Origin of the sequence: Bradyrhizobium sp. STM 3809 (assembly GCF_000239795.1) — a bacterium.
Lineage (GTDB): Bacteria > Pseudomonadota > Alphaproteobacteria > Rhizobiales > Xanthobacteraceae > Bradyrhizobium.
Genome location: NZ_CAFJ01000477.1, coordinates 1 through 11,389, shown reverse-complemented (window position 1 = coordinate 11,389; position 11,389 = coordinate 1). Strand labels below are relative to the sequence as shown.

At 67.3% G+C, this 11,389-nt stretch carries 13 protein-coding genes; 9 read left to right on the top strand and 4 right to left on the bottom strand.

The window, feature by feature from the left end:
• Window positions 1-53 precede the first annotated feature (53 nt).
• From BRAS3809_RS22140 to BRAS3809_RS22120, 5 genes are all read left to right on the top strand, one after another.
• Complete coding sequence (locus tag BRAS3809_RS22140; protein ID WP_008964267.1) at window positions 54-938, top strand: LysR substrate-binding domain-containing protein; 885 nt, start codon at window positions 54-56, stop codon at window positions 936-938.
• 266 nt (window positions 939-1,204) lie between these two features.
• Complete coding sequence (locus BRAS3809_RS37630) at window positions 1,205-3,229, top strand: FIST N-terminal domain-containing protein (RefSeq protein ID WP_035657591.1); 2,025 nt, start codon at window positions 1,205-1,207, stop codon at window positions 3,227-3,229.
• Between the two features lie 162 nt (window positions 3,230-3,391).
• Entirely contained in the window at window positions 3,392-4,681 is a 1,290-nt protein-coding gene (gene gabT / locus BRAS3809_RS22130; RefSeq protein WP_008964265.1) for a 4-aminobutyrate--2-oxoglutarate transaminase, read from the top strand.
• A 37-nt stretch (window positions 4,682-4,718) separates the two neighbouring features.
• Window positions 4,719-6,017, top strand: coding sequence for an ArgE/DapE family deacylase (locus BRAS3809_RS22125; protein ID WP_008964264.1), 1,299 nt, complete (start codon window positions 4,719-4,721; stop codon window positions 6,015-6,017).
• Window positions 6,014-6,940 carry a 2-hydroxyacid dehydrogenase gene (locus tag BRAS3809_RS22120; RefSeq protein ID WP_008964263.1) on the top strand — a complete coding sequence of 309 codons (927 nt, stop codon included), beginning with the start codon at window positions 6,014-6,016 and terminating at the stop codon, window positions 6,938-6,940. Before BRAS3809_RS22125 ends, BRAS3809_RS22120 begins: the two co-directional genes overlap by 4 nt.
• Before the next feature lie 12 nt (window positions 6,941-6,952).
• On the opposite strand, the gene BRAS3809_RS22115 is transcribed toward BRAS3809_RS22120, so the two are convergent.
• From BRAS3809_RS22115 to BRAS3809_RS22110, 3 genes are all read right to left on the bottom strand, one after another.
• On the bottom strand, window positions 6,953-7,351 hold the full coding sequence (locus BRAS3809_RS22115) for a hypothetical protein (protein WP_008964262.1): 399 nt from the start codon (window positions 7,349-7,351) through the stop codon (window positions 6,953-6,955).
• Between the two features lie 118 nt (window positions 7,352-7,469).
• The gene (locus BRAS3809_RS36745; RefSeq protein WP_170323315.1) at window positions 7,470-7,631 is read right to left on the bottom strand and encodes a hypothetical protein; all 162 of its coding nucleotides are present in this window, start codon (window positions 7,629-7,631) and stop codon (window positions 7,470-7,472) included.
• Window positions 7,632-7,646: 15 nt separating this feature from the next.
• On the bottom strand, window positions 7,647-7,880 hold the full coding sequence (locus BRAS3809_RS22110) for a DUF6894 family protein (RefSeq protein WP_008964261.1): 234 nt from the start codon (window positions 7,878-7,880) through the stop codon (window positions 7,647-7,649).
• Between the two features lie 221 nt (window positions 7,881-8,101).
• Here BRAS3809_RS22110 and BRAS3809_RS22105 point away from each other — a divergent pair, with 221 nt between their 5' ends.
• The 4 genes from BRAS3809_RS22105 (at window position 8,102) to BRAS3809_RS22090 (ending at window position 10,883) form a co-directional block, all read left to right on the top strand.
• The gene (locus tag BRAS3809_RS22105; RefSeq protein WP_008964260.1) at window positions 8,102-8,284 is read left to right on the top strand and encodes a hypothetical protein; all 183 of its coding nucleotides are present in this window, start codon (window positions 8,102-8,104) and stop codon (window positions 8,282-8,284) included.
• Window positions 8,285-8,503: 219 nt separating this feature from the next.
• Window positions 8,504-9,388 carry a hypothetical protein gene (locus BRAS3809_RS22100; RefSeq protein WP_008964259.1) on the top strand — a complete coding sequence of 295 codons (885 nt, stop codon included), beginning with the start codon at window positions 8,504-8,506 and terminating at the stop codon, window positions 9,386-9,388.
• Window positions 9,378-9,764 (top strand): hypothetical protein, encoded by a 387-nt coding sequence (locus BRAS3809_RS22095; RefSeq protein WP_008964258.1) that lies wholly within the window; start codon window positions 9,378-9,380, stop codon window positions 9,762-9,764. The genes BRAS3809_RS22100 and BRAS3809_RS22095 overlap by 11 nt, the downstream gene beginning before the upstream one ends.
• A gap of 282 nt (window positions 9,765-10,046) precedes the next feature.
• A complete protein-coding gene (locus BRAS3809_RS22090) occupies window positions 10,047-10,883 on the top strand; it encodes an HD domain-containing protein (RefSeq protein WP_008964257.1) in 837 nt (278 codons plus the stop codon).
• Window positions 10,884-10,896: 13 nt separating this feature from the next.
• Here BRAS3809_RS22090 and BRAS3809_RS22085 read toward each other — a convergent pair.
• The coding region (locus BRAS3809_RS22085; protein ID WP_035657585.1) for an HAD family hydrolase at window positions 10,897-11,389 on the bottom strand (493 nt) is incomplete at its 5' end.

The following is an 11,389-nucleotide window of genomic DNA, read 5'->3' as shown; positions in this document are numbered from 1 at the left end:
TCGCCTTTCGGCGGGCGGGGGCGTGAGTCGCGCAGGCGGGACACTGTGCGAGCATGACGCGACCCCGATTGCCCTCTCTCATCGCGCTGCGTGCCTTTGAGGCCGTCGGGCGGCGGGGCAGCGTTCGCGCCGCCGGCGACGAACTCGCCGTCAGCCACACCGTCGTCTCCCGCCATCTGCAGAACCTGCAGCGCAGCCTGGGCGTCGCGCTGGTCCGCGCCGAAGGGCGTGGCCTGGCGTTGACCGAGGCCGGCCGGCAGTTCCACGCCGAGGTCACCCAGGCCTTCGACATCATCGCCCGCGCCACCACGGCAGTGCGGCCGGCGGCGCGGCCGACGCTGAATATCTGGTGCATCCCAGGGCTCGCCAACCGCCGGCTGCTGGCGCGACTGCCGGAGCTGACCGGGCCGCCGCGCAACTGGGACATCCACCTGCAGCCGACGCTGTCGCATCCCGACCTGCCGCGCGGCGAGGCCGACGCCGAGATCGTCTACGCCGAGGATCTGCACACGGGCAGCGGCCTGATGGCCGAGGCGCTGGCACGGCCGCGGGTGTTCCCTGTGGCGAGCCCGGCCTATCTGGCGCGCTTTCCGGAGATCGTGACGCTCGCCGGCCTGGCGAAGGCCTCGCTGATCCACGAGGAGTCCACCGCGCAATGGGAGCGCTGGTTCGAGCTGGCCGGCTATCAGCATCAGGTCAGCCTGCGCGGGCAGCGGCTGTGGCACGCGCATCTGGCGATCGAGGCGGCGCGGATCGGCCAGGGCGTCGCGCTCGCCAACGAAATCCTCGTGGCCGAGGACATCCGCAGCGGCGCGCTGGTCGAAGTGATGCCGTCGTCGGTTCACATGGGCGCCTATCAGCTGGTGGCGCTGAGGGAGCGCTGGGACGAGCCCGCCATCATAGCGCTCCGGGCCTGGCTGAAGACGGTGCTGGCCTAGCGCGCTGCATTGAGCTCCGCTCTGGCTCGCGTGACATGCCATGGTCACGCAATTAGTTCGTATCAGCTCGACGAGCGGATGGTTCGCGAGTCGCGCTGCGGGGCATGCGCGACATGACATTGAGAATCATTCCGCGTAGCGGCCGTAGTCGTACGGGTGCAGATTTTGAAGCGCGGCAACGGCCTCGCGGAACTCATACACGAAATAGCAATGGGATCGACTTAACCAACTCATCAGGATGTTGATCACCGAAGCAGGCCGCGCCGATGTTGACACTGTTCTCGAAGAGCTCGCAAGCCACGGCAAAATCCCTGAGCGAGCCTGCTGTTGACGCGGAGCCGCCCAGCATGCGCGAGCCGCAGGCGATCCGTGTCATCGATACGGATGACAGGCTCGCGGGCGTCTCCGCCGACAGCTTCATGTTCGACGGCGCCGCATCGCCGCTCGCCTTCGCCTTCGTCTCTCCACACCTCGACTTCGCGGGGGTCACGACGGAGCTCCGCAGACTGGCCGGCCGCACGACCGTGATCGCCGTCTCGACTGCAGGAGAGCTCTGCGCCGCGTCTCCCGCGACGCTCTACAAGCCGACCGGGACTCGCTGGTCGTCGGTCGTGATCCAGGTGTTTCCGGCCGACCTGTTTCAGGCGGTGAGCGTCCATGCGGTGCCGCTCCAGAACGACGACATCCGCAAGGGCGCGCCGTCGTTGCCGCATGATCAGCGCATCGAGGCGATCGTCCGGTCGCTGGCGGCCGTGCGGACGCCGTTCGGGATCGACGTGCGCGACACGCTCGCCTTCACGCTGGTGGACGGCGTCTCGGCCAGCGAGAACTATTTCATGGAAGCGGTCTACCGCGCCGGCAAGTTTCCTTGTGCCTTCGTCGGCGGCTCGGCCGGCGGCAAGCTCGACTTCAAGAACACCTACATCTTCGACGGCAACCGCGTGATCGAAAATCATGCGCTTCTCATCTTCATGAAGATGGCCGAGGGGCGCGGGTTCAGCCTGTTCAAGAGCCAGAACTTCAAGAAGACCGGACAGTCCTTCGTCGTGATGGGAGCCGATCCGAACCGGCGCACCGTGTCCGGCGTGCTCGACGAGCGCACCAACGAGATCCAGCCCTTCGCCAACGCCGTCGCCGCGGCTCTCAAGACCACGCCCGCCGGCGTCATGTCCAAGATGCAGCGCTACTCTTTCGGAATCGAGGTCGGCGCTGATCTGTTCGTCCGCTCGGTGGCCGACATCAATGCCGACACCGGCGTGATCTCCTTCTTCTGCGACGTCAACTCCGGCGATCGCCTCGAACTGCTGGAGGCGACCGATTTCGTCGAGCAGACCCGACGGGATCTCCAGGCCTTCCTGCAAGGCAAGCCGCCCGCGATCGGCGCGGTTCTCAACGACTGCATCCTGCGCCGCCTGAACAACGAGAGCGCGCTGCGAAACCTCTCCGGCCTGTGGCCGATGCCGGTGGCCGGGTTTTCGACCTTCGGCGAGCTGTTCGGCATCAACATCAATCAGACGCTGACGGCGGTGGTGTTCTTCGATACGCGGAGCCAGGCGCTGCAGGATTCGTTCGCGGATATGTTTCCGGTCCACTATGCGAACTTCGCCAGCTACTTCACCCGCAGCCATCTCAACCGCATGGTCCTGCTGAACCGGATCAAGGACGGCATCGTCGCGCGCCTGACCGAATATCTCGGCACGAGCGCGCTGCTCAGCGAGAAGGTGGAGAACGCGCTCGGCCAGACCGCCGCGATCAATACCATCGTCAAGGACATCCATTCGGTGATCCTGACCAGCGCGGATTCGGCGATCAAGGCGACCGACACGACCGCGCTCGCCGACGAGTTCGCCGGCCTGACTCAGGCCATGAATGGTCTGCGCGACATTCTCAAGATCATCGATACGATCGCCGGGCAGACCAACCTGCTGGCGCTGAACGCCACCATCGAGTCCGCGCGCGCGGGCGAGGCCGGACGCGGCTTCTCCGTCGTCGCCAGCGAGGTCAAGAAGCTCGCTCAGGACACGCGGTCCAGCCTGTCGCGCACCCATGCCTCGATCGGAGGAATGGAAACCTCGCTCGCCTCCCTCGGCTCCAACATCCAGGAGACCCGCGGCCAGCTGGTCCAGGCGGGTGAAGGCTATGGCGGGATCGTCACTCATATCGAGCAGATGTTCACCAAGCTCGAGACGATCACCGGCGTGCTCGCCGAGCTCGGCGGCTTCGTGCGCGAGCGCAGCGCCGAGCTCTCCGGCGTGATGGGCGAGATCGACAAGCTGAAGAGGATCGCCTGATCCTCGATCAGCCGCGCCCCGGTTCCGGCGACAGAATGCGGGCCGCGAGGCGGGGGCAGCTCTGGTGCATAAAAGCCACCTGTTCCGCGAAACAAGCTGATTGTTCACGGCAGGGGCACGCTTAGCCTCCGGCACCGACATGTCCGGGCAAGGAGGTGAACCATGGCTGCGAATCCGTCTGCAAACGAACAATTGCCGGCACGGCGGCACGAGGCCGTCGTTCGCGGCGTCAGCTACGCGACGCCGTTGTTTGCCGACCGCGCCTTGAACAGCGAGGTCTGGGACGTCGAGGGCAGGCGCTATGTCGATTTCGCCGGCGGCATCGCCGTGCTGAACACCGGCCATTGCCATCCGCAGGTCGTGGCCGCGATCCGCGCCCAGCTCGACCGCTTCACCCACACCTGCTTCCAGGTGCTGCAATACGAGCCCTACGTTCGGCTCAGCGAGCGGCTGAACGCGCTGGCGCCGATTGCGGGTCCCACCAAGTCGATCCTGCTCACGACCGGCGCGGAGGCGACCGAGAACGCCATCAAGATCGCGCGCGCCGCCACCGGCCGCAGCGGCATCATCGCCTTCACCGGCGCCTTCCACGGCCGCACCGCGCTCGCCAACGCCATGACCGGCAAGGTGATGCCGTACAAGAAGCCGTTCGGGCCGCCGCTGCCCGGCATCTGGCACGCGCCGTTCCCGATCGCCGGCAGCAATGTCTCGGTCGAGGACACGCTGTCCTACATCAACTTCATCTTCAAGGCCGACATCGACGCCTCGCAGGTCGCGGCCATCATCATCGAGCCGGTGCAGGGCGAGGGCGGCTTCCACCAGGCGCCACCGGATCTGATGCGCGGCCTGCGCCGGATCTGCGACGCCCATGGCATCGTGCTGATCGCCGACGAAGTGCAGACCGGCTTCGGCCGCACCGGCAGGATGTTCGCGATGGAGCATTACGACGTGCAGCCGGACCTGGTCTGCGTCGCCAAGAGCCTCGCCGGCGGCATGCCGCTGTCAGGCGTGATCGGCCGCGCCGCGATCATGGACGCGGCCGAGCCGGGCGGGCTCGGCGGCACCTATGGCGGCAATCCGCTGGCCTGCGCGGCGGCGCTGGCGGTGCTCGACGTATTCGAGCAGGAGAAGCTGCTCGATCGCGCCAACGCGATCGGCGACCGGCTGCGCGCCGCGATTGCCCGGTTCTCACGCGCCAACAACCTGGTTCCAGTTTCCGAGCCGCGCGGTCCTGGCGCGATGGTTGCATTCGATATTCTGAAGCAGCGCGGCAGCGACGAGCCGGATCCCGACATGACCAGGCGCGTCACCCGGGTGGCGCATGAGAATGGCCTGATCCTGTTGTCTTGCGGCGTGACCGCGAGCACCATCCGAATCCTGGTGCCGCTGACGGCATCGGACGGGATCGTGGACGAAGGGCTCGCGATCCTGGAGAAGTGTCTGGCCGCCTGACGCGCGGCAAGCTGAGCGGACGAGTGGAGGCAGGAGCGTGACTGATACTGCGGCGGCTGTGCCGAACGACGTGATGGAGCGGCTCGCCGCCGCTGTCGATGCCAATTTCGAAACGCAGGTCGCCTTCCTGCAGCAGCTCGTCAAGTTCCGCAGCCTGCGCGGCGAGGAAGCGCCGGTGCAGGATTGGCTGGCCCGCGAGTTCGAAACACGCGGCTACAAGGTCGATCGCTTCAGCCTGGGCGATGTCGACCTGATGAGCCATCCCAAGGCGGCGCCGATGGACGACATCGCGCTCGACGGCTCCAAGCAGGTCGTCGCGACGCTCGACGGCGAGGGCAGGGGTCGCAGCCTGATCCTGCAAGGCCACATCGATGTCGTGCCGGAAGGGCCGACCGATCTCTGGAGCGACGCCCCCTATGAGGCGATCGTGCGCGACGGCTGGATGATCGGACGCGGCGCACAGGACATGAAGGCCGGCGTCTCCGCGATGATCTTCGCGCTCGACGCGATCAAGGCAGCAGGCTTCGTGCCGGATGGCCGCATCCATCTGGAGACCGTCACCGAAGAGGAGAGCACCGGCAACGGCGCGCTGTCGACCCTGATGCGGGGCTACACCGCGGATGCCTGCCTGATCCCGGAGCCGACCGGCCATACGCTGACGCGCGCCCAGGTCGGCGCGATCTGGTTTCGCCTGCGCGTGCGCGGCACGCCGGTGCACGTCGCCTATGCGGAGACCGGCACCAACGCGATCCTTTCGGCGATGCATCTGATCCGCGCCTTCCAGGATCACACCAGCGAGATCAACGCGCGCGCCAAGTCGAACGCGTGGTTCTCGGACGTGAAGAACCCGATCAAGTTCAATGTCGGCATCATCAGGGGCGGCGACTGGGCGAGCTCGACGCCGGCGTGGTGCGATCTCGATTGCCGGCTCGGCGTGCTGCCGGGCGAGACGCCGGCCGAGGCGATGGCCGGGATCGAGCAATGTCTCGCCAAGGCGCAAGCCGCCGACAGTTTCCTCGCGGAGAATCCGGTCGAGCTGGTGTGGAGCGGTTTCCAGGCCGATCCTGCGGTCTGCGAGCCCGGCAGCGCCGCCGAAGCCGCGCTGGCCGAGGTGCATGCGCGGGTGTTCGAGAAACCGCTCGAGATGCGGCTGTCCACGGCCGTCAACGACACCCGCTACTATTCCGTCGACTACGGCATCCCGGCGCTGTGCTACGGCCCCTACGGCATCGGCCCGCATGCGTTCGACGAGCGCGTCGACCTCGACAGCGTGCGCAAGACAACGTTGTCGATCGCGATGTTCGTCGCGCAATGGTGCGGGCTGCGCAAGGCATGATCAGCGTCGCGCTGCTCGGCCGTCCCGGCCTGATGGATCCGATGAAGGCGCTGCTCGCGCGTGAGCTGCCGGGCGTCACCGTTGCGTCGTGGCCGGAGCCGGCCGCGCGTGACGCCGAGCTTGCGGTGTGCTGGAAGCCGGAGCCGGGCGCATTGGCGGCCATGCCGAAGCTGCAGCTCATTCATTCGATCGCGGCCGGCGTCGACAATATCCTCTCAGACTACAGCGTGCCCGACGTGCCGCTGTGCCGGATCGTCGATCCCGGCATCACCGCGGCGATGACCGAATTCGTGCTGTGGGCGACGTTGTACTTCCACCGCGATTTCGACCGCGTCATCCGCAACGCGCGCGACGGCCTGTGGCGGCGCTATGACCAGCGGGCGGCGAAGGATTCGCGGGTCGGCATTCTCGGCCTCGGCGAACTCGGCAGCGACGCCGCGCGCCGTCTCCTCGGACTCGGCTTTGCCGTGAGCGCGTGGTCGCGCTCGCCGAAGCAACTCGCCGGCATCAGGACGTTCAGCGGAGCGGATGCGCTCGACGCCTTCCTGAGCGAGACGGATATTCTGGTCTCGCTGCTGCCGCTGACACCGTCGACGGTCGGACTCCTGAATGCGGCGCGGCTGAGCCGCTTGCCCAAGGGCGCGGCGGTGATCCTGTGCAGCCGCGGCGAGCATGTCGTGATGGAGGATGTGATCGCTCTCCTGCGCAGCGGTCACCTGCGCGGCGCCGTGCTCGACGTGTTCGGGCAGGAGCCGCTGCCGTCGGATGATCCGCTGTGGCGCGAGCCGGGCGTGCTGGTGACGCCGCACATGGCGGCGATCGCGTCCTGGGAGACGATCACGCTGCAGGTCGCCGATAACGCGAGGCGGCTGCTCGGCGGCCGGCCGCTGCTGAACGTGGTCGATCGCGTCCGCGGCTATTGAGCGGACACGCGGCTACTCCAGCGTCTGGACCGGCGGTGCGACGGGGCCACGCGGAGGCGCTGGCGGCGGCGCGGCCGCAATCCGCGGCTGCGGAGCGGCAGCGCGGGGCGCGGCCTGCGGCGGCGTAGAATCGGTCATCGCGGCCTGGCTGTCCCGGACCGGCCGTCTAACCTGCTGCGAGCGCGCCGCGCGCGAACGGCGGAAGCCCCAGGAGCGGGCGATGGAGGGACCGGCGGTGTAGCCGACCACGGCGCCCGCGACCGCGCCGACCGGGCCGAACACCACAGCGCCGGAGAGCGCTCCGAGCGCAGCATCGCCGCCGCGGTGCTCGTCGGCCATCGCAGTCGATGACATCACGCCGGATGTCACCAGCGCGAGCGCAAGCGCCGATGTGGCCAACATTCTGGTCATGCGATGTCCCCTCCGTCTCACCAGCGGCCGAAATGACCGACAAATGTGGCGGGAAGACTGCAAGCGGGGGACGAGAATGTGCGCTGAAGTGCCGCGCACAGCCGATCAGCGCCGGCCGTCAGCCCTGCGTCACGCGGCGCGATCCGTATTTGGCGCGCCATTTCGGGCCGGGGCCACGCATATAGTAGCGCTCGGGGCGATAAGGATCGCTGACCAGGGCGAGGAAGCTCCTCCAGCGATCGCGCAGGGCAGCAAGGCGGCGGGTTCCGGAAGCGAACATTCGTGCGCCTCGACGTCAATGCATGGGGCCGAGAACGGACGAGAACGGCACCGCGAAGATTTCCTCGTCGAGATCATCGGCGACGTGAAGCACCCAGTCGCGCCAGTCCTCTTCGCTTTCGGCCGAGATCAGCGCGTTCATGACGCGGGTTGCGTGATCGCGCGCTTCCGACAGGTCGAGAACCGCGGTTCCGCGTCGGTCGATCAGGATCTCGTCGTCGTTGGAGCAATGAAAGAAGACCTGCGTCATACCGCGCTCCTCAGCCACCATCGAAGATTCTGGCACACCAGTAACAGCGCAAACGCCTGGGTGGAATTGCGATTGAGCCCGTAAGGTAAATTACGGGCGCAGTGTTGCCTTTTGGAACCGCCTTCGCCGTGACTGCAATCACACAGCGGCGCCGATTTTGGAACTCGCCGCGTCTATCGCGGTTAATGGGGGATTCCCGTGCAGGAGGAGCCCCGCGCATGATGTCGGAAACTCAGATTCATGCAGTTGCCCGCCAGATGTTCGAGATGCACGGGGCTGCGGCGATCGCGAAGGCCGCGCAGAAGGCGCAGCAATGTGAGACGGGCGGCGAGACCGACGAAGCACGCGAATGGCGGCACATCGCCGAAGCCATGAAGATGATGCGCGGTCCGCATCAGAGCTGAGACAGATTGCCGTTTTTCAGAAGTCGCGACCCGCAGGTCGACGGGCGCGGCCGACTCTGCCGCGCGCGGCCGGCACTCGCTCGGCCGCGTCAAGAGGGGCCGGCCGCATTCTCATCCTGGTTTCCGACCCAATTTGCCCGCAAGATTCAGGCAATGATTCGGCGGCGGATTCGCCGTTGACCAACGTCGTCGGCACGATCGCCGTCCAGGGAACTTGCCATGGTCTTTTTCAAGCGTGAGCTGAGCCCGGTCGAAATCTTCGAGCGCGCGCTGAAGGACAAACAGGCCACGCGCCGGCGACTGGCGGAGCGGCTCGTCGTGGCCGAGCAGGCGCTCGAGGAGAAACGCGTCGCCGCCGAGCGGCTCGCCAAGGCAGGCGCCAGCAACGGCCAGCTCGACCGCGCCGAATCGAAGATGCAGGCGGTCGAGCAGAAGGCCAAGGCGCTGCGCGCCGCGGTGGGCGAATGCGATGAGCAGATCATCCTGGCGGAACGCGCGCATGCCGAGGCGGTCGCGCAGCGTGACCGCGATCGGGTGGCCAATGAGATCGAGGCGGTGGCCTCGGCAATCGAGCAGGCCATTCCGCGGTTCGAGATCGGCGCAGCCGCGCTGGTCGATGCAGTCACGCGCGGCCGCGCCGCCCTGAGCGAAGCCAGCCGCTTTGCGGGCGATGTCGACGACATCAGGCGCGAGGTGCTGTCGGCCGCCGAACTGATCTGCTGGGAGTTGCGAGCGGAGGCGACGCGGACGCGCGCCGGCAACATCAACGTGGCGCTGCTGGCGCCGCCCGATGTCAGGCAGCTGCCGGCCCCCGAGACCGACCGCCAGATGATCTACACGCTCAGTCCGTTGACCTGGCGCGAGGGCGAGGAGGTGAAACGTGCCGCCGCCTTCACCATGACGGCGTTGCCCAAGGCGCTGCTGCCGTTGGCGCTGGCGCATCAGCACGTCGACTATCTCAATGCCCGGCGGGTGCAGACGCTGATGCATGTTCACGGCAGCGGGCCGCAGCAGAGCGAGCCGTTGCCGGACGACCCGGCGCTGATCGATCTCGACGCCCTGGGAACGCCGGCCGAGGAGACGCCGCGCGCCGATGTCGCCTGACGGGCGAAAGCGGGCCAGGGCGCCGCTGCGTTGCGCGGCCACGCGGCTCGGATCGGCCCTGGCGTTCCTGATGGTGGTTGTCAGTGGCGCCGGCGCGGAAAACCTCGATGCCGGAAAATCCGGCGCGCGGCTGTTCGCCGACAGTTGCGCGAGCTGCCACCGCTCGGCGCGCGGCCTCGCCAAGGGGCGCTTCCGCTTGACTCTGTATCTGTTCCTGCAGCAGCACTACACGAGCAGCGCCGACTCGGCCTCGGCGCTGAGCACCTATCTGCAATCGGTCGATGCGCCGCCGGAACGCCAGGTGAATGCTGCGCGGCGATCACAGCGCGGCGAGCCACGGCCGCCGCGTCCGCCGCTGCCGGTGCGCGGACGCTAGAGTTCGCCGCGGCTGCGGCACGGCCCAGCGATGCAGAGGGCTCGCCGCGCGGGTGTCCGCAATTTCCCGGGCGTCGCCATCCGGGTGTGGCTGTCCTGCGCAACCTGGGCTATGCTCTCCCGATCGAGGTGGTCGCCCCGCCCTGACGGACTCGAGCGCCCGCATCGATTTCGATCCTTGTCCTGAACGATGCCTTCCAGAGAAGCGTCTGCCCGATTTTTGTTTTGCCGAATGGTGTCGTTTGGCGTTGTGTCTTGAGCTGTCTGAGGCGGGGCAGCAGTGATGATGACCTTACCGGAGCTCGCGGCAGCGGCGCTGGAGCGTTTCCTCAGCTCCTACATGCGCCGGCGGTTCGGATCCTCCCACACCCAGTTGTCGGAGATGCTGCCGGCGGCTGCGCGCACGGCTTTGGAGTGCATCGGCAACAGCGACGCGCTGTATCACAATGTCGAGCACACGCTGTTGGTGACGCTCGCCGGCCACGAGATCCTGCGCGGCCGCGCGCTCCACAGCCACATGACCGCGGACGATTATGTGCACGTGATCATGGCCTGCCTGCTGCACGACATCGGCTATGTCAGGGGCCTGTTCAAGGAGGACGATGGCGAGGGCTTCGTCGTCGATCGCAGCGGCCGCAAGATCTGCCTGCCGCGCGGCTCCTCCGACGCCAGCTTGATGCCGTATCACGTCGACCGCTCCAAGCTGTACGTCATCAACCGCATCGAAGGCATGGCGCCGCTCGACAAGGACCGCATCGCCCGCGCCATCGAGGGTACGCGTTTTCCGCCGCTCGCCGGCCAGCAGTTCGATGAGGAGCAGTCGATCGTGCGCGCCGCGGATCTGATCGGTCAGCTCGGCGATCCCAACTACATCCGCAAGGCCAATGCGCTGTATCACGAGTTCGAGGAGGTCGGCATCAACCGGCAGCTCGGCTATGGCTCGCCGGCCGACATCGTCAACCGCTATCCGCAGTTCTATTGGAACAGCGTCGCCCCGCACATCCAGACCGAGATCCGCTATCTCAACATGACCTCGACGGGACGGCAGTGGATCGCCAATCTCTACGCCAACATCTTCCGCGCCGAGCGCGACATCTCGCTGTCAGGGCCGCAGAGCTGAACATCGCGAGATGCTAGCGACGGCCGCCGACCTCGTCGACATGGGCGAGCAGGTCGGCCGGATCTTCGTAGACGCGAATGGCGCCGGACTGGCGCAACTCCTCCGAGCCGTAGCCGCCGCTCAACAGTCCGACGCCCAGCGCGCGGCAGCGCGTCGCCGCCAGCATGTCCCAGATGCTGTCGCCGATCACCACCGCGCGCTCGATCGGCACGTCGAGGCGTGCGGCGGCGGCGAGGAACAGGTCGGGGTCGGGCTTGGCATAGCGGACCTCGTCGCGGGTCACGACGGGGCTCTGCCCGGCGTCGACGCCGAGGGCTGCGAGATTGACCGCGGCGGTCTCCATGCGGCCGCTGGTGGCAATGGCCCAGGGGATGCCGGCGTCGGTGAGAAAGGCCAGCAGCTCGCGGGCGCCGGGCAGGGGGCGGACCTGCCGTCCGAGCTCCTGATAGGCCGCGGCATGGGCGTGCCGGAGCCGCTCGATCCGGTCGGGATCCATCGCAAAGCCG

Bases quoted from the DNA above. Each gene is read 5' to 3' on its own strand.
- BRAS3809_RS22140 (WP_008964267.1), top strand. From the start codon at position 54: ATGACGCGACCCCGATTGCCCTCTCTCATCGCGCTGCGTGCCTTTGAG.
- BRAS3809_RS37630 (WP_035657591.1), top strand. From the start codon at position 1,205: ATGTTGACACTGTTCTCGAAGAGCTCGCAAGCCACGGCAAAATCCCTG.
- gabT (WP_008964265.1), top strand. From the start codon at position 3,392: ATGGCTGCGAATCCGTCTGCAAACGAACAATTGCCGGCACGGCGGCAC.
- BRAS3809_RS22120 (WP_008964263.1), top strand. From the start codon at position 6,014: ATGATCAGCGTCGCGCTGCTCGGCCGTCCCGGCCTGATGGATCCGATG.
- BRAS3809_RS22115 (WP_008964262.1), bottom strand. From the start codon at position 7,351: ATGACCAGAATGTTGGCCACATCGGCGCTTGCGCTCGCGCTGGTGACA.
- BRAS3809_RS36745 (WP_170323315.1), bottom strand. From the start codon at position 7,631: ATGTTCGCTTCCGGAACCCGCCGCCTTGCTGCCCTGCGCGATCGCTGG.
- BRAS3809_RS22110 (WP_008964261.1), bottom strand. From the start codon at position 7,880: ATGACGCAGGTCTTCTTTCATTGCTCCAACGACGACGAGATCCTGATC.
- BRAS3809_RS22105 (WP_008964260.1), top strand. From the start codon at position 8,102: ATGTCGGAAACTCAGATTCATGCAGTTGCCCGCCAGATGTTCGAGATG.
- BRAS3809_RS22100 (WP_008964259.1), top strand. From the start codon at position 8,504: ATGGTCTTTTTCAAGCGTGAGCTGAGCCCGGTCGAAATCTTCGAGCGC.
- BRAS3809_RS22095 (WP_008964258.1), top strand. From the start codon at position 9,378: ATGTCGCCTGACGGGCGAAAGCGGGCCAGGGCGCCGCTGCGTTGCGCG.
- BRAS3809_RS22090 (WP_008964257.1), top strand. From the start codon at position 10,047: ATGATGACCTTACCGGAGCTCGCGGCAGCGGCGCTGGAGCGTTTCCTC.